Source organism: Variovorax sp. Soil_C_39 (genome assembly GCF_057656815.1).
In genome coordinates this window covers 227,707-244,305 of record NZ_JBDGJQ010000005.1, presented here as the reverse complement: position 1 = coordinate 244,305, position 16,599 = coordinate 227,707, and the positions used below count along the sequence as shown (strand labels likewise).

Genomic DNA, 16,599 nt, shown 5'->3' with positions numbered 1-16,599 from the left:
CCCCTTCAGCGCTAATAAACGCGCTAGTTAATTAACCTTCTTCGCCCGGAGATGTGGACGGCGTAGGTGTGGGTGTAGGCGCCGTGGTTGTCTGGTTGGCGCAACCCGGGGGCGCGTACTTCGCGAGTGCAGTGGTTCTGCACGTCCAGCTGCCCTCCGCCGTGCGACTCCAGGTGATCGTGGCACCCTGCAGCGCCGCCGATGCCCCACCTGCAAACGTGCCTGAGATTGTCCCGGTGGTGACAAGTGCCGTGTCGTTTGTGGTTTCACCAGCTGCGAGCGGGGTGCCGGCGGTGGAAACCAAAGGCTGGGTCAGGCTCATGATGTCCGACATGGTGGCGCCAAGGTCGCACGCTCCTGCAGCGGTCCTTCCATTGTTCAAACAATCTTCAAATGCCGTCTTCAATGCACCTGTCTCGCTCATGGCGCGGGCAACCTGTGATTTCGCCACGTAGGTCTGGTATTGAGGAATTGCGATAGCCGCCAAAATCCCAATGATCGCCACCACGATCATCAATTCGATAAGGGTAAAACCCTTCTGCACATGACGTGCAATAGAAAGACGCTTCATTTATCACTCCCGATTGTTTTGCTAACCACCCCGGCACCGCGCCGAAGCTGCGATGCATTCCGCAGCATCTGTGCCACCCGCAATGCGGAGCGCTTTGCAAACAAACCAAGTGATAAATTTCCGATCCTTTACAAACAGCGACAACTTTGTTCGGCGTCAGCGACAAAGATGTCGCTCAAGCGGGCCTCGCCTCAAAGACTCAACACCCCACTCGCCTTCAACCACCGAATATCCCGCTGCCCCAGCCCTGCGAGCTGCCCGTTCAGCACCTGGATCTGGCTCATGATTTCTTCGGTCTCCGCCGGCTTGGTGTGGGTGATGTAGATCGGGTAGTGCTTGCCCGGCTCGATGTGGGCCAGTTCTTCGGCCAGTGCCAGGGGCGACAGGTGCAGGCTGCGCTCGGCGAGTGCCTTTTCACGGTTGCTGAAGGCGGTTTCGATCACGAGCACGGCCACGTCGAGTGCATTGATGCGGTCCCAGAACGGGGGGTTGCGTTCGGTGTCGCCTGAGAAGACCCAATAGGCGCCGCCACCGGCGTGGCAGACGGCGAAGCCGCAGGCCGGCACGGTGTGCACGGCCGGTAGGACCTCGACATGCTTGGCGATGGCGCTGCCGACCGTCAGGCTCTGCCCGACGGCGATCTCGTGAAAACTGACGAAGGGCGCAGTAGTGCTCGGGATTCGCTCGAAATCGGGCCAGATGACGTTGTTGAACACATGGGCGCGAAGCGCCGCGATGGTGGCCGGCAGCGCATGCACGCACAGCGGCCGGTTGCGGCGTCCGCCGACGGCATCGAGCAGCAACGGCAGCGCGGCGATATGGTCGAGGTGGCAGTGGGTGAGCACCACGTCGTCGATGCGCGCCATTTCGTCGAGCGTGAGGTCGCCAACGCCTGTGCCGGCATCGACGAGCAAGTCGGTGTCGACCAGGAACGAGGTGGTGCGACAGTCTTTGGCAATGGCACCAGAGCAACCCAGCACGCGAACCTGCATTGTGGAAGACCCCCTGCTTCAGTGCGTGGTCATTTGCTTTCGAACCGGGTTGCACCATCCCACTCAGGGTCCTGGGGCCGCAACGCCATCGAGGCTAAACGCTGGGCGTAGAGCTGGTAAAGGACTTTTTTCGCATCCTCGGCGAGCAAAGGGTCGAGCAGGTTTCGGCCGGTCGCCCAGTCCTGGCTGCGGTAGGCGGCGAGCACCCCGGCCCAGCGCTGCAGCGTCTCGGATTGCATGCGGTCACTGCTCGATTCCTGCCCGGGCTCCAGCGCCAATGGCGCGAACACCGACACCGGCTGCGCCCTGCCCCGGACGAGAACGCTGTCGAGTTCCTGCCAGACGAATCCGGGCGCCAGTTCACGCGTGGCACCGCTCGCGACGATCTCCACGCCGTAGTAAGCGCTCAGTCCTTCGAGGCGCGAAGCCAGGTTGACGGCGTCGCCCACCACGGTGTAGCTGCGGCGCGCCGCCGAACCCATGTCGCCCACGCTCATCACGCCGCTGTTGATGCCGATGCCCACGCTGATCTCGGGCCGCCCGTCGGCCAGATGGCTCCTGTTGAGTTCGCGCACGGCCTGCGCCATGTCGAGCGCGGCGCGCACGGCCAGGGTGGCATGGTCCGCCGTCTCGATGGGCGCGCCCCAGAACGCCATGACGCAGTCGCCCATGTATTTGTCGACGGTGCCGCGGTGAGTGCTGATGATGCTGGCAAGGCGGCTGAAATGCTTGTTGAGGAAGGCCTGCACATCGGCGGGCGGCATGTGCTCCGAGATGCGTGTGAATTCGCGCATGTCGCAGAACATCACGGTCATGTGCCGGCTCTGGGCGCGCATGCTGTAGCGCCCCGGCGCGACGACCATCTCGTCGACCAGCTGCGGCGGCACGTAGGTGCCGAACAGCCGGACCAGACCGCGCCGCGCGCGAGCCTCGACGAAATAGCCCCATCCCATGTTGAGGACGAAGGCCAGCGTCGCCATGACCAGCACTGAGGCCAGGGGCAGCACGAGGCCAAATCCGAGGTAGAGCCAGGTATTGGCCCCGACGAGAACAGCAATGGTGCCGATACCGAGCAGCACAGCCCGCGGCGCCTGAAGCAGCGTGAGGCCCAGCGCCAGGATGAGTCCCGCTGCGATGATGTTGAGCACCTCGTAGCCCGCGGCGTAGTCGGGCACGGTGAGCAGGCGGCGGTCGAGCATGGCCGAGACGAGGTTGGCATGCACCTCGACGCCGGGGAATGCCGAACTCACGGGCGTGGCCCGCAGGTCCTGCAGGCCCGGCGCCGTGGCCCCCACGAGCACGATGCGCCCCTGTAGCTCGCCGGGCGCGAGCCGCCCTTCGAGCACGGCGGCGGCCGGCACGTAGCGGAACGATCCGCCCTGCGCGCCGCCGGGGCCCTGGTAGGGAACCTGCATGCGGGCGGCCTGGTCGACGGGAATGCGCAGGCCGCCGACGATCAACGAATGGAGCCGGGGCTCGCCGGCCGCGTCCGCAAAGGCCGGCAGCACGGGCGGTGAGCCGTTGGCGAGCCGGTAGACCGAGAGTCCGAAGGACTCGTAGTAGCCCGGCTGCCCGTGCTCGCCCTGGTAACGGGCGATGAGCGGCACGGAACGAATGACGCCGTCACCGCCCGCGTGATGGAGCGTGTTGAGAAAACCCGAGGCCGGTGCGGCGGCTGCCAACACGGGCAGGCTCCCGCCAAAGCCGTTCCAGCCGGTGGCATAGCCGCTGCCGCTCGGGAACGCGCCGGCCTCGAGCAGCGGGGCCGCCGGCAAGGCCCCCTTCGCGGTCGGTGTTTCGGTGCGCGTGAAGTAGTAGCCGAGCGCCACGGGTTGGCCTTCGAGCGCCCTGGCGAAGACAAGGTCGTTGTCGAGCACGGGCGCGAGCCGCTCCACTTCGGCGCCGAGGGCTGGCACGTCCCGCAGCGGACCGCGGGCGATCTGGCGAAGCTGGTCCAGGCCAGAACTGCGGTCCGGCTCGATGAACATCACGTCGAATCCCACCACGGCTGCCTGCTGCCGCTGCATGAGTTCGGTGGTGAGCCGGGCGAGCGTGTCGCGCCCCCAGGGCCATTGGCCCTGCCGTGCAAGGCTGTCGTCGTCGACGTCCACGATCACGATACGCGGATCGAAGGTGCGCGGCATCGTGGCGCGCAGGCGGGTGTCGTAGATCAGACGGTCGAGGCGGTCGAGCGCGTTCAGGTGCCATGCGCCCATGGCATGGGTCAGTGCCACCAGCACGGGCAGCAGCGTGATGGCAATGCGCGGCCAGTGTCGCCCCAGCGCTTTCATCGCGTCAGACGCTCGCGAGGGCATGCGACAAGGAGAGGCCCGTCAGACCCGCACGAATTCCATGCGTGTCTCGCCGCTGAGCTCGAGCACGTCGCGCTCCTGCAGCGCCACGGCTTCGGAGCCAAGCGGCGCGCCGTTGAGCGTGACGGCGCCCATGACGCTGGCGGCCACATAGCCCTGCCGGCGGCGCGTGACCACCGCCACGGCCACGCCCGGCCGGCCGATGGTGGTGACCACCTTCTGCAGCGGGAGCTCCTGGCCCGGCTCGCTGCCCGAGAGCACGCGCAGCACTGGCGTGCCGAAACCGACCAAGGCACCGGCCTCCGTGGGCGCCGACGACAGCGAGATGGGTTCGGGGAAGCCGCTGCCGCCGGACGCTTCGAGCGCTGCCCCTGCGTCTGCCGCCGGGTTGTTGCGCGCGCGGAAATGGATCCGGCAGCCACCGATGTCGATGACGTCGTTCTCGCGGAGCACCTGCTTCTGGACCACGTGTCCGTTGATATAGGTGCCGTTGGTGCTGTTGAGGTCTTCAATTTCGACTTCGCCGCCGCGCGTCATGTGGAGCAGCGCATGCTCGCCGCTGACAGCGGGATTGTCGATCACGATGTCGTTGTAGGCGCGCCGTCCGAGCGTGGTCCGATCCTTGGCGAGCGCCAATTGCCCGACGACCTCACCTTCGATCGCAATGATCATTTTCGGCATGGCCGAGTCCCCGATTGCATGATTTCCTGTGTCGACCGCAGGCCGGGGCGACGCGCCGTCGCCAAGCCTGCAACTATGCGGCTTCCGGCGCGTCGTTTTCTGCGCGCGCCCTGGCCAGGACAACAGCGATGTTGTCGCGGCCGCCATTGTCGTTTGCAACTGCAATCAAAAGCGAGGCCTTCTGCTGCAGCCCGATGTCCTGGGTCAAAAGCGTGAAAAGCTGCGCATCCGGAATCATCTCGCTGAGCCCGTCGGAGCAAAGCAGGTAGAGATCGTCGGGCCGGGCCGTGTGCTCGTGGGTCTCGAGCACCACCTGCGGCTCGACGCCGACGGCGCGCGTCACCAAGTTTCGGTGCGGGGAAACCAGGGCTTCCTCGGCGGTGATCGCCCCGGCGTCGAGCTGCTGCTGCCGCAGCGAATGGTCGCGCGTGAGCTGCTCGAGCTTGTCGTTGCGCAGCCGGTAGCAGCGTGAATCGCCGATGTGGCCGACCAGCACGCGCTGCGGCCTGAACGCCGCCAGCACGAGTGTCGTGCCCATTCCCTGGAGATCGGCATTGCGCATGCCGGCGCCGAGGATCGCGGCATTCGCCTCGTCGGTGGCCGCCTGCAGCGCGCGGCGCACCACGCGCCCTGGCGCCTGCAACCCGCCCTGTGCGAACCAGCGCGCAAAGCTGGCCTGCACCAGGGACACCGCCATGGCGCTGGCGACCTCGCCGCCCTTGTAGCCACCCATGCCATCGGCCAGCACCGCCAGGCCAAGCGCCGGGTCGACCAGCAGGTCGTCCTCGTTGTGGGTGCGCGCGAGGCCGACATCGGTCAGCGCCGCAAACTCCCAGTGAAGCGGGGGTCGTACGGTAAAGAAGGACGCGCCGGCAGTCGCCATCTTGGTTCAGGCGCGCCGCAGCACGACGATGATCGAAAAGTGTTCCATGGGCCTGATCATGAGCGTACTGCCTTGCGCGATGGCCCCGCAGCGAAAAAAGCGCCCGCAGGTCATGCGGGCGCTTTTCTTTTGGCGTGGTTGCGCGAGGACGCGAAAGCTTAGATCTTCGCCTTGAGCAGCTTGGCCAGTTCCGAGAAGTTGCGGGTCACGGTGAAGCCACACTCTTCCATGATGGCCAGCTTGGCTTCGGCCGTGTCGGCGCCGCCCGAGATCAGCGCGCCGGCGTGGCCCATGCGCTTGCCCGGAGGCGCCGTGACGCCGGCGATGAAGCCGACGACGGGCTTCTTCATGTTGTCCTTGCACCAGCGGGCCGCGTCGGCTTCGTCGGGGCCGCCGATCTCGCCGATCATGATGACGGCGTCGGTATCGGGATCGTCGTTAAAGGCCTGCATCACGTCGATGTGCTTCAGGCCATTGATCGGGTCGCCGCCGATACCGACTGCCGAGGATTGGCCGAGGCCGATTTCGGTGAGCTGTGCCACGGCTTCGTACGTGAGCGTGCCCGAACGCGAGACCACGCCGATGCGTCCCTTGCGGTGGATGTGGCCGGGCATGATGCCGATCTTGATTTCGTCGGGCGTGATGAGGCCGGGGCAGTTCGGGCCGAGCAGCAGCGTCTTCTTGCCGCCGGCGGCTTCTTTGGCCTTCATCCTGTTGCGCACTTCGAGCATGTCGCGAACCGGAATGCCTTCGGTGATGCAGATCGCCATGTCGAGGTCGGCCTCGACGGCTTCCCAGATGGCGGCGGCTGCGCCTGCCGGCGGCACGTAGATCACCGACACGGTGGCGCCGGTCTGCTGGGCGGCTTCCTTCACCGAACCGAAGATCGGGATGTTGAAGATCGACTCGCCGGCCTTCTTGGGGTTGACACCGGCCACGAAGGCGTTCTTGCCGTTCGCGTATTCCTGGCACTTCTCGGTGTGGAACTGGCCGGTCTTGCCGGTGATGCCTTGCGTGATGACTTTGGTGTCTTTGTTGATGTAGATCGACATGACTTGTTCCTTAGGCCTTCTTGACCGCTGCGACAACCTTCTGGGCCGCGTCCGCCATGGTGTCGGCGCTGATGATCGGCAGGCCCGAATCGGCCAGCAGCTTCTTGCCTTCGGCTTCGTTCGTGCCCTTCATGCGCACGACCAGCGGCACTTGCAGGTTCACGGCCTTGCAGGCTGCGATCACGCCGGTCGCGATGGTGTCGCACTTCATGATGCCGCCGAAGATGTTGACGAGGATGGCCTCGACGTTCTTGTTCTTCAGCATGATCTTGAAGGCTTCGGTGACCTTCTCGGGGGTGGCGCCGCCGCCCACGTCCAGGAAGTTGGCCGGCTCGCCGCCGAACAGCTTGATGGTGTCCATGGTGGCCATGGCCAGGCCCGCGCCGTTCACCAGGCAGCCGATGTTGCCGTCGAGGCTGATGTAGGCCAGGTCGAACTTCGAGGCCTCGACTTCGGCCGGGTCTTCTTCGTCGAGGTCGCGCAGAGCGACGATCTCGGGGTGGCGGAACAGCGCGTTGCTGTCGAAGTTGAACTTGGCGTCCAGCGCCATGACCTTGCCCTTGCTGTCACGGTTGAGCGGGTTGATCTCGACCAGCGAGGCGTCCGTCTCCATGTAGCAGGCGTAGAGCTTCTTCAGGATGTCGACCGTCTGCGCGGTCGAATCGGCCGGCATGCCGATGCCGTCGGCGATTTCCTTGGCTTGCGCGTCGGTCAGGCCGTCCTTGGGATCGGCATACACCGTGATGATCTTCTCGGGGGTGGAATGGGCCACTTCCTCGATGTCCATGCCGCCTTCGCTCGAGGCGATGAACGCGACCTTCTGCGTCGCGCGGTCGGTCACGGCCGAGACGTAGTATTCCTTGTGGATGTCGGCGCCGTCTTCGATATAGAGGCGGCGCACCTTCTGGCCTTCGGGGCCGGTCTGGTGCGTCTTGAGCTGCATGCCGAGGATCTCACCGGCCAGCTTCTTGACGTCGTCGATCGACTTGGCCACCTTGACGCCGCCGCCCTTGCCGCGGCCGCCCGCGTGGATCTGGGCCTTGACGACCCACACCGGGCCCCCAAGCTTCTGGGCGGCCTCGACCGCCTCCTGAACCGTATAGGCCGGAATGCCGCGCGGCACCGGCACGCCGAACTTGGCAAGAATTTCCTTGCCTTGGTACTCGTGGATCTTCATGAGGGATGTCTCTCGGAAGGAGGGGGTTGAGAACGGGAGATCTGGCGTCTGAAGCTGTTTCTGCTCTGTTGCTCGCGGGCGACGGCAGCCTGGCGGCTGGGGGCGGCGAACAACCGCGGACTGTATCATGGTGCGCCGCACCAATACTCGACGCGCGGTTGCGGTCAATACGTACACATCGGGCACCCCATCATGGCCAAGGTTTTCATCGACGGCGAAGCCGGTACCACCGGCTTGCAAATTCGCGAGCGGCTCCAGACGATGCCGCAGATCGAACTCGTGAGCATTGCGTCCGAGCTGCGAAAAGACGTCAACGCCAAGCGCGAGCTCATGGCCGGTGTCGATCTCGTGGTGCTGTGTCTGCACGACGATGCGGCCCGCGAGTCGGTCGCGCTGATCGACCAGCTGCCCGGCAAGAAGCCCAAGATCATCGACGCCTCCACCGCGCACCGCGTGGCGCCCGGCTGGGTGTTCGGCTTCCCCGAACTCGTCGCCGGCCATTGGCAGGCGGTGGCCGCGGCCGACCGCGTCGGCAATCCTGGCTGCTACGCCACCGGTGGCATCGCGATCGTGCGTCCGCTGGTCGACGCGGGCCTGCTGCCAGCCGACTTCCCGATCTCGCTGCCCTCGGTCAGCGGCTATTCGGGCGGCGGCCGCACCATGATCGAGGCCTACGAAAAAGGCGAGGCGGCGCTGTTCGAAACCTACGCGCTCGGCCTCAAGCACAAGCACATCCCCGAGATCATGACGTACACCGGCCTCACCCGCCGCCCCGTCTTCATCCCCTCGGTCGGCAACTTCAAGCAGGGCATGCTCGTGCAGCTGCCGCTGCACCTCGACCTGCTGCCCGGCAAGCCCAAGGCCGGCGACCTGCACGAGGCCCTGGCCGCGCACTATGCGAAGAGCAACACGCCCGAGCAGTTCGTCAAGGTGCTGCCGCCCACCGAGGACGGCAAGCTCGACGCGCTGGCGCTCAACGACACCAATCAGCTCGAGCTGCGCGTGTTCCCGAACGAAGATCACCACCACGCCGTGGTGATCGCGCGGCTCGACAACCTCGGCAAGGGCGCGAGCGGCGCCGCGGTGCAGAACCTCAAGCTGATGCTGGCGCTCTGAGCGCCGCTCAGACGCCCAACAGCGAACCGCGCGTCAGGCCGCTTCGAGCAGTTGGCGCAGCGACTGCAGGTCGCGCGCGATCCAGTCGGCGTCGCGCTCGAACGCGGCATCGTCCATGTGCGGCTGCCGCAGCAACGTGAACTGCAGCTCGCACACGCCCGGCGCCACGCCGATCACGCGAAACGGCAGGTAGACCTCGGGCACGCCTTCGGGCGCCACCCAATGGTCGAGCACGCCGAAGTCGTTGGCGGGCGCAAAGCGCATGCGGACCTCGCCGCTTTCTGGCGTGCTCACCGTCCAGTGATCGCCCTGCGGCACCAGCGCGCTTTGGGCCAGGCCGCTGGCCCAGTCGGGCAGCCGCGCCGGATCGGCGGCGAGTGCATAGGCGCGGCGCCAGTCGCAGGTCACGCGCTGCGTGACGACGCGCGATGGCGCGCCGTGGGTTTCGTCATTCGTCGTCTGTGGGTTCATCGAAATCGCTCCTGAGGACCTTGGCCACCACCGCACCCGAGAAACCGCGCGCGAGCAGGAACCGCGTTTGCTTCGCCCGCTCCTTCGCATCGGCAGGCGGCGCATCGAAACGGCGGCGCCACAGCGCGGTGGCGCGTTCGACTTCGGTGTCCTGCAAGCTTGCCACCGCCTGGGCGATGGCTTCGGGCGCGATGCCCTTGGCTTGCAGCTCCTGCCGCACCTTCAATGCGCCCGAGCGCGCGGCACGCTGGTGCAGCACCGAAGCCACCACCCGCGGCTCGCTGATGAAGTCCTTGGCGGCGAGTTCATCGAGCGCGCGGGCCAGCGTGCCGGGCTCTTCCTCGTGCTTTGCCAGCTTGCGTTCGAGTTCCGCGCGCGAATGCTCGCGCTGGCTCAGGAGCCGCAGCGCCCGGCCTTTGAGGGAAGGAGCACCAAAAGCCATGCGTCTCTTTTCGCGTGCACGGCCTGTAACGGCCGTGCACCCTCGCCTTACTCGCCCTTGTCGGCCTTGGCCGCCTTCGCAGGCTTCTCGGCCTTTTCGGGCGGCAGCGCGTCGGCATCGGCCGCCAGCAGTGGAATGCCCAGCGACTCGCGCACCTTGTTCTCGATCTCGCGCGACAGCTCGGGGTTCTCGCGCAGGAACTCGCGCGCGTTGTCGCGGCCCTGGCCGATCTTCTCGCCGTTGTAGGCGTACCAGGCGCCCGACTTGTCGAGAATCTTGGCTGTGACGCCCATGTCGATGATCTCGCCCTCGCGGCTGATGCCCTCGCCGAACAGGATGTCGAACTCGGCCGTCTTGAAGGGCGGCGACACCTTGTTTTTCACCACCTTGACCTTGGTTTCGTTGCCGATGGCCTCGTCGCCCTTCTTGATGGTGCCGATGCGGCGGATGTCGAGGCGCACCGAGGCGTAGAACTTCAGCGCATTGCCGCCGGTGGTGGTTTCGGGCGAGCCGAACATCACGCCGATCTTCATGCGGATCTGGTTGATGAAGATGACCATGCAGTTGGTCTTCTTGATCGTGGCGGTGAGCTTGCGCAGCGCCTGGCTCATCAGACGGGCCTGCAGGCCGGGCAGGGAATCGCCCATTTCGCCTTCGATTTCGGCCTTGGGCGTGAGCGCGGCGACCGAGTCGATCACGATCAGGTCGACCGCGCCCGAACGCACCAGCGAATCGACGATCTCGAGCGCCTGCTCGCCGGTATCGGGCTGGCTGATCAGCAGGTCGGACAGGTTCACGCCGAGCTTCTGGGCGTATTGCACGTCGAGCGCGTGCTCGGCATCGACGAAGGCGCAGGTACCGGCCTGCTTCTGCATGGAGGCGATGACCTGCAGCGTGAGCGTGGTCTTGCCCGACGATTCCGGGCCGTAGATCTCGATCACGCGGCCGCGCGGCAGGCCGCCGACGCCCAGGGCGATGTCCAGGCCCAGCGAGCCGGTGGAGACCACCTGGATGTCTTCGAGCGCTTCGCCTTCGCCGAGCCGCATGATCGTGCCCTTGCCGAACTGCTTTTCGATCTGCGCCAGTGCGGCCTGCAGGGCCTTGGCCTTTTCACTGTTGGCGACCGAGATGCTTGCGCCCTTGACGACTGTGTCCATGTGGAAACTCCTGAAAAATCAATGACTTGTGTGCGACTGCCAGCGCTCTGCTTTTAATCACAGGCTGGATGCTTGAACAGTAGTGTAGGGCTTGGTGAATTCGAGTAAACCCATTTTTTGGTCAGTTTGCTTTACCATTTGCCCGTGGCCGACATTGCATTCCCCCCCGACCCCGACGCATGGCGACAGACCCATTTGGGTCGCCTGCTGGGCCACGCCATGCGGCGCTTCGACGCGCGCGTGCTCGAACTCATGGCGCACGACGTCGAGGTGCCGCTGGCGCTCTCGAACCTCGCGGCGCGCGCGCAGGTGAGTGCCGCACACATCCACATCACCCGGCACCTGGCGCGCGAGGGTTCACGCCTCACCGACCTGGCCGACCGCGCGGGCATGACCAAGCAGGCCATGGGCGCCCTGGTGGACCAGTGCGAGGCCTGGGGACTGGTCACGCGCGGGCCCGATCCGCTCGACGCGCGGGCGCGTCGCGTGCGCTTCACCGCCGACGGGCTGGCCTGGCTCGACGCCTTCCGCAGTGCCGTGACGCAGGCCGAACGCGAGTTCCGCGACAGCGTCGGCCATGACGTCGCCACCGTGGTAACCATCGGTCTCGAAGCCTACACAGCGGGCTAGACTCGGCCGGAGACATACAAATGTGAAGGGCGCCAGCGCGGCGCCCGAACCGGCCGGAGGTGGCGCATGCGGATTCTGATTGCGGAGGATGACCAGGTGCTGGCCGACGCCCTGCTGCGCAGCCTGCGCACCTCCGGCGCGGCGGTCGACCACGTGGCGAACGGCTCGCAGGCCGATACCGCGCTCATGACGCACAACGAGTTCGACCTGCTGATCCTCGACCTCGGCCTGCCGAGCCTGCACGGCATCGAGATCCTCAAGCGCCTGCGCGCACGCGGTTCGCAATTGCCGGTGCTGGTGCTCACCGCCGCCGACAGCGTGGAGGAACGCGTCAAGGGCCTGGACCATGGCGCCGACGACTACATGGCCAAGCCGTTCAGCCTGCAGGAGCTCGAGGCGCGCGTGCGGGCGCTCACGCGGCGCGGCATGGGCGCCACCAGCAACACCATTCGCCACGGCCCGCTGGTCTACGACCAGGCCGGCCGCGTCGCCACCATCGAAGGCAAGATGGTCGAACTCTCGGCGCGCGAACTCGGCCTGCTCGAGGTGCTGTTGCAGCGCGCCGGGCGCCTCGTCAGCAAGGACCAGTTGGTGGAGCGCCTCTGCGAATGGGGCGAGGAAGTGAGCCTCAACGCGATCGAGGTCTACATCCACCGGCTGCGCAAGAAGATCGAGAAGGGACCGGTGCGCATCGCGACGGTGCGCGGACTGGGCTACTGTCTGGAGAAGATCCAAGGTTGATGCCCTGGATCTTCTGCGGCCTCACCGCTGTTTGCGCAGGGCGGCCCAGAACATGCCCCCCTTCCGATTTCGAGCCAGGAACACGATGTTTCGATAGTAGCCGTTGATGTCATAGAAGCCAGCGGCAGAAAATGCAATAGCAGCCGGACCCTGATAGGCGGCGTCCGTTATCAGCAGGCATTTCTCGCTGTCGCTGTTGCTGGCATCCACCGCATTCATGGTAAAGCCATACATGTTCTTGGCCGTGCCGGGCTGCGCCTGCGTGATCGCGCCCGAGATACGGCAGACGCCAATCTGCTCGCCCGCTGTCTCTCCCGTGAAAGCGCCTTGCGCGCCGACATCGATAGAAATGCTGAGAGACTCGTTCTTGTCCAAACTGGACCAACGACCAAGGACACTTTCCTGCGAAACGGCCAATGCGTTGCTGACCTCGTATTCGAAGGGCCCGAATGGGCGAGAGGCGGAAGTCCCTCGAACATGGTTGCCCATCATGGATTTCTGCGGCTCGAATGTGCCGGAACCCGTTACCGACTCAGTCGGCAAAGAGTACGGCCAGTATTCAGTATCTGCATTGAAAGACCAGTTCAGGCGATCGACCGCGATCGACCCCCACAAGATTCCGCTCGGAAACTTCGTCGCGATGCTGCCGTCTGCACCCAGGAACACGATTTCGGTCGTCGAGTAGTAGAGGCCTTCGCTGCCATTGCCTGCAGCAGTCGAACCCGGTTGAGGTGCCGCCAACGAAGGCAGCGGCTCGCTGCCAGGAAACGGCTCCTGGTCTGGACGAGGTGCGGGAGCCGGTGCAGGCGCAGAAGCCACTGGAAACACCGGTAGTCCGCCGCCGCCACCGCTGCCTCCACCGCCGCAGCCGGTCAATGCGATGCCCAGCGCCAGGGTCATGGCCGCCCAAAGCGGTTTGGGGCACCCGCGCGGCAAATAATCTCTCATGGAAACCTCCTGAATATTGTTCGAATCGCAGAAACTGCCCGGCGAGACTACAACCGGGCGGCGCGCGGATTGCGCCAGGAACTCCCTCGCATTCGCACTACGTCACGCTTTCGATTCTTTTAGTTGCAGGGCTTCCGCTTGAAACTCTTCCAGCGCGCACAGCGCTCCCTCTTCGGCGAGATCCTCGACTGGATGCTCACGCCGTTGCTGCTGCTGGTGCCGGTGAGCATCGGCGTGACCTGGCTCGTGGCCCAGGGCATCGCGAACGCGCCGTTCGACCGGGCGCTCGAATACAACGTGCAGACGCTGGCGCGGCTCGTCACGGTGCAGCAGGGCCAGACGGCGTTCGTGCTGCCGCAGGCCGCGCGCGAGATCCTGCGCGCCGACGGTGCGGACCGCGTCTACTACCAGGTCCTCGACAACCGCGGCAAGCTGCTGAGCGGCGAAGCCGACGTGCCGCACCCCAGCTTCGACGAGCCGCCGGTTGTGGGCGTGGTGATGCTGAGCAATGGCGAGATGCGCGGCCGACAGGTTCGCGTGGCCTCGCTCTGGCTGGCCGGCAACGACGATGCGGCGCCTGCGCTGCTGCAGGTGGCCGAGACGCGCGAGAAGCAGTCGATCCTCGCGACCGAGATCATCAAGGGCGTGCTGCTGCCGCAGTTCGCGATCCTGCCGCTGGCGGTGCTGCTGATCTGGCTGGCACTGGTGCGCGGCATCAAGCCGCTGTCGGTGGTGGAGGCGCGCATCCGCGAGCGCCGCCCCGGCGACCTGAGCCCGCTCGACGAATCGTCGGTGCCGCTCGAGGTGGTGCCGCTGGTCTCCTCGGTGAACGAGCTGCTCGACAAGCTCAACGACTCGATCCACACGCAGAAGCGCTTCCTCGCCGACGCGGCGCACCAGCTCAAGACGCCGCTCGCGGGCCTGCGCATGCAGGCCGACCTGGCGCAGCGCGAAGGCGCCAACGCGGACGAGCTCAAGCAGTCGCTCAAGCAGATCGGCCGCGCGAGCGTGCGCGCCACCCACACGGTGAACCAGCTGCTCTCGCTCGCACGCGCCGAGAGCACCGGTGCGGGCACCGCGCGCCAGCCCTGCGATCTCGCACGGCTCATGATCGAGGTGGTGCGCGAGGCGGTGCCGCGCGCCATCGAGAAACGCGTCGACCTGGGCTACGACGGGGCTCAGCCAGGCGCGCCGGGTGTGGTGGTCGAAGGCAATCCGACGCTGCTGAAGGAACTGGCGCGCAACCTGCTCGACAACGCGATCAACTACACGCCCTCCACCGCCGAGCGCCCGGGCGTCATCACCGCGCGGGTGCTGGCCGATCCCTTCGGCCAGGTGGTGCTGCTGCAGGTGGAGGACAACGGGCCCGGCATCGCCGAGGCCGATCGCGAGCTCGTGTTCGAACCCTTCTACCGCGTGCTCGGCAACGAAGCCGACGGCTCGGGGCTGGGCCTGCCGATCGTGCGCGAGATCGCCAACCTGCACCATGCGCAGGTGAAGCTCGAGGATGCGCACCCCGAGCGGCAGCCGCCGGGCGCGCGCTTCACGGTGCGCTTCGAGGGCGAGGCAGCGGCGCCCTGACCGACCAGCAGCGCCGTCAGGGGGCGGCGCTGCCGCCGTCCTTGCGGATCTGGAGCCACTCGGGATGGACTTGGCGCGCAAGACGGTGCGGTTCGCGCTCGTCCAGGCTCGCGGGCGCCATGCCGAAGCCCGCGAGGTCGCCGCGCGACCAGAGCCAGTAGCCCACGTTGGCGAGCACCAGGACGACGAGGACGAGACGCAGCTTCATGGCGAACGCCCGTTAGTCAGAAGGCCATGCCGCGCGGTCGCACGCTGACCTCGTCGCTCGAGATCATCTGCAGCCCCTCGGCGGTGCGCACCTGCAGTTCGCCGCCCCAGGCCACGCCCTCGCACAGGCCGGCCGTGCCGTCGCTGAGCTGGACCTCGCGCCCGCGCAGCGCATCGCGTGCGGCAAAACGTTCGGCGAAGGGCGCGAAGCCGCGCGCTTCGAAGTCCTGCACGCTGCGCACCAGGGGCGCGGTCAGCTCGGCCAGCACCTCGGGCGCGCGGGCCTCGGGGCGCCACTGACGCAGCCACGCGGGCGGCGTGCGCATGCCGTCGCCATCGCGCGGGCCAATGTTGATGCCGATGCCGATCACGACGTAGCGCGGCGGTGCCGGCACGGCGGCCTGCACGCCTTGCGGCATGGCGGTTTCGATCAGAATGCCGACGAGCTTGCGGTCGTCGACCCACAGGTCGTTGGGCCACTTGAGCGCGACCTTCGCCTCACCCGAGGGATCGAGGCTCTCGGCCACGCTCACGCCGACGGCGAGCGACAGCCCCGACCAGTCGCGCGGTGCGAGCGGCAGGCCCAGCGAGAACATCAGCGACGAGGGGCCCGCGCTGTCGCCCTGCGGCTGCGCGCTGTGCCAGGGCCGCCCGAGGCGGCCGCGCCCCGCGGTCTGGTGCTCGGCCACCAGCAGCACGGGCGCGGTGCGGCCGGCGCGCGCGCGGCGCATCAGTTCGGCATTGGTCGAATCGATCTCGGCCGCGATCTCGACCGCAAAGCCCGGCAGCAGCGGCGCCACGGCGGCGGCGATGCGGTCCTCGAACCAGGCGGCCGTGGTGGTCATGCGCTCAGTCTTTCCTGGCCTTGCCGGACTTCTTTTTTTCCGCTTTCTTGTCCGCCTTCTTTTCGGCTTTTTCGTCGGCCTTTTTCTCGGCTTTCTTCTCGGCCTTCTTGGCTTTTTTCTTCTTCTTCTTCTTTTTCTTCTTTTCTTCGTCTTCGTCCTTCGGCGTCAGCAGCGTGCCGCGGCAATTCTCCGCACCGCACCAGCACGGAAATTCGGACAGCAGCTTCGGCGTATAGGGCTCGTCGATGATCAGGCCGTAATCGTAGTTGAGCTCTTCTCCTGCAGCGATGTTGCGCAGCGCCTTGATATAAACGCGCCCATCGACCTCGTCGGCCTCGCAGTTCGGATCGCACGAATGATTGATCCAGCGCGCGGCGTTGCCGTCGACGTTGCCGTCGATCACGCGGCCGTCGTCGATGTGGAAGTAGAAGGTGTGGTTCGGCTGAGCGGGGTCGTGCGGATGGCGGCGCAGCGCCTCTTTCCAGCTGATGACCTCGCCCTTGTATTCGATCAGCTTCTCGCCTTCCGCGATGTCCTGGACGGCGAAGACGCCGTTGCCATGGACGGTCGAGCGCCGCGTCTGGATGCGGCGGCCGCCGGAAAGTGTGGATTTGGAAGGCATCGCCGAAGTCTGTTAGGTTGAATATGCACACATGCGCGTGTGCGCGTGCGCACGCGGGAAGCCGCAGATTGTATGTGGCCCCCACGCTCCGCACTCCGTGTCGTCGCTGCCCCCCGAGAGGGCCGCAGGCCGCCTTGAGGCGGCTCGGCGGCGGCCTGGGAACTGTTTTTT

The 16,599-nt window shown here is 66.2% G+C and carries 18 protein-coding genes; 4 read left to right on the top strand and 14 right to left on the bottom strand.

The features are described 5' to 3' along the window. Positions 1-31 precede the first annotated feature (31 nt). From AC3A6J_RS15430 to sucC, 7 genes are all read right to left on the bottom strand, one after another. On the bottom strand, positions 32-571 hold the full coding sequence (locus AC3A6J_RS15430) for a pilin (protein WP_487860838.1): 540 nt from the start codon (positions 569-571) through the stop codon (positions 32-34). A gap of 191 nt (positions 572-762) precedes the next feature. Next, positions 763-1,563 carry a 3',5'-cyclic-nucleotide phosphodiesterase gene (locus AC3A6J_RS15425; RefSeq protein WP_487860837.1) on the bottom strand — a complete coding sequence of 267 codons (801 nt, stop codon included), beginning with the start codon at positions 1,561-1,563 and terminating at the stop codon, positions 763-765. A 29-nt stretch (positions 1,564-1,592) separates the two neighbouring features. Then, positions 1,593-3,854, bottom strand: a complete 2,262-nt coding sequence (locus AC3A6J_RS15420; RefSeq protein WP_487860836.1) for a CHASE2 domain-containing protein — start codon at positions 3,852-3,854, stop codon at positions 1,593-1,595. A gap of 42 nt (positions 3,855-3,896) precedes the next feature. Beyond that, positions 3,897-4,556: an FHA domain-containing protein gene (locus AC3A6J_RS15415; RefSeq protein WP_487860835.1), complete on the bottom strand. Its 660-nt coding sequence runs from the start codon at positions 4,554-4,556 to the stop codon at positions 3,897-3,899. A gap of 73 nt (positions 4,557-4,629) precedes the next feature. Continuing rightward, complete coding sequence (locus AC3A6J_RS15410; protein WP_487860834.1) at positions 4,630-5,439, bottom strand: Stp1/IreP family PP2C-type Ser/Thr phosphatase; 810 nt, start codon at positions 5,437-5,439, stop codon at positions 4,630-4,632. 158 nt (positions 5,440-5,597) lie between these two features. Then, on the bottom strand, positions 5,598-6,491 hold the full coding sequence (sucD, locus tag AC3A6J_RS15405) for a succinate--CoA ligase subunit alpha (protein ID WP_487860833.1): 894 nt from the start codon (positions 6,489-6,491) through the stop codon (positions 5,598-5,600). Positions 6,492-6,501: 10 nt separating this feature from the next. Next, positions 6,502-7,668: an ADP-forming succinate--CoA ligase subunit beta gene (sucC, locus tag AC3A6J_RS15400; protein WP_487860832.1), complete on the bottom strand. Its 1,167-nt coding sequence runs from the start codon at positions 7,666-7,668 to the stop codon at positions 6,502-6,504. A 192-nt stretch (positions 7,669-7,860) separates the two neighbouring features. On the opposite strand from sucC, the gene argC reads away from it, so the two are divergent. Next, entirely contained in the window at positions 7,861-8,784 is a 924-nt protein-coding gene (argC, locus tag AC3A6J_RS15395) for an N-acetyl-gamma-glutamyl-phosphate reductase (RefSeq protein WP_487860831.1), read from the top strand. 33 nt (positions 8,785-8,817) lie between these two features. Here the strand turns inward: argC and AC3A6J_RS15390 are convergent, their stop codons facing one another. Genes AC3A6J_RS15390 through recA form a run of 3 tightly spaced genes read right to left on the bottom strand, consistent with a single transcriptional unit; the run spans position 8,818 to position 10,854 of the window. Next, on the bottom strand, positions 8,818-9,255 hold the full coding sequence (locus AC3A6J_RS15390) for an SRPBCC family protein (RefSeq protein ID WP_487860830.1): 438 nt from the start codon (positions 9,253-9,255) through the stop codon (positions 8,818-8,820). Continuing rightward, the gene (gene recX / locus AC3A6J_RS15385) at positions 9,233-9,697 is read right to left on the bottom strand and encodes a recombination regulator RecX (RefSeq protein ID WP_487860829.1); all 465 of its coding nucleotides are present in this window, start codon (positions 9,695-9,697) and stop codon (positions 9,233-9,235) included. Before recX ends, AC3A6J_RS15390 begins: the two co-directional genes overlap by 23 nt. Positions 9,698-9,744: 47 nt before the next feature. Continuing rightward, on the bottom strand, positions 9,745-10,854 hold the full coding sequence (gene recA / locus AC3A6J_RS15380) for a recombinase RecA (RefSeq protein WP_487860828.1): 1,110 nt from the start codon (positions 10,852-10,854) through the stop codon (positions 9,745-9,747). Between the two features lie 144 nt (positions 10,855-10,998). Here recA and AC3A6J_RS15375 point away from each other — a divergent pair, with 144 nt between their 5' ends. Both AC3A6J_RS15375 and AC3A6J_RS15370 read left to right on the top strand, forming a co-directional pair. Further along, entirely contained in the window at positions 10,999-11,484 is a 486-nt protein-coding gene (locus tag AC3A6J_RS15375) for a MarR family winged helix-turn-helix transcriptional regulator (protein WP_487860827.1), read from the top strand. A gap of 66 nt (positions 11,485-11,550) precedes the next feature. Beyond that, entirely contained in the window at positions 11,551-12,225 is a 675-nt protein-coding gene (locus AC3A6J_RS15370) for a response regulator (protein ID WP_487860826.1), read from the top strand. 21 nt (positions 12,226-12,246) lie between these two features. Here AC3A6J_RS15370 and AC3A6J_RS15365 read toward each other — a convergent pair whose 3' ends face one another. Beyond that, positions 12,247-13,173 carry a hypothetical protein gene (locus tag AC3A6J_RS15365; RefSeq protein WP_487860825.1) on the bottom strand — a complete coding sequence of 309 codons (927 nt, stop codon included), beginning with the start codon at positions 13,171-13,173 and terminating at the stop codon, positions 12,247-12,249. Between the two features lie 138 nt (positions 13,174-13,311). Here AC3A6J_RS15365 and AC3A6J_RS15360 point away from each other — a divergent pair, with 138 nt between their 5' ends. Next, positions 13,312-14,754, top strand: a complete 1,443-nt coding sequence (locus AC3A6J_RS15360; protein WP_487860824.1) for a sensor histidine kinase N-terminal domain-containing protein — start codon at positions 13,312-13,314, stop codon at positions 14,752-14,754. Between the two features lie 16 nt (positions 14,755-14,770). Here AC3A6J_RS15360 and AC3A6J_RS15355 read toward each other — a convergent pair whose 3' ends face one another. Genes AC3A6J_RS15355 through AC3A6J_RS15345 form a run of 3 tightly spaced genes read right to left on the bottom strand, consistent with a single transcriptional unit; the run spans position 14,771 to position 16,428 of the window. Next, on the bottom strand, positions 14,771-14,962 hold the full coding sequence (locus AC3A6J_RS15355) for a sporulation protein (RefSeq protein WP_487860823.1): 192 nt from the start codon (positions 14,960-14,962) through the stop codon (positions 14,771-14,773). A 16-nt stretch (positions 14,963-14,978) separates the two neighbouring features. After that, complete coding sequence (locus tag AC3A6J_RS15350) at positions 14,979-15,806, bottom strand: biotin--[acetyl-CoA-carboxylase] ligase (protein ID WP_487860822.1); 828 nt, start codon at positions 15,804-15,806, stop codon at positions 14,979-14,981. A 4-nt stretch (positions 15,807-15,810) separates the two neighbouring features. Further along, positions 15,811-16,428, bottom strand: coding sequence for an SET domain-containing protein (locus AC3A6J_RS15345; RefSeq protein ID WP_487860821.1), 618 nt, complete (start codon positions 16,426-16,428; stop codon positions 15,811-15,813). Positions 16,429-16,599 lie beyond the last annotated feature (171 nt).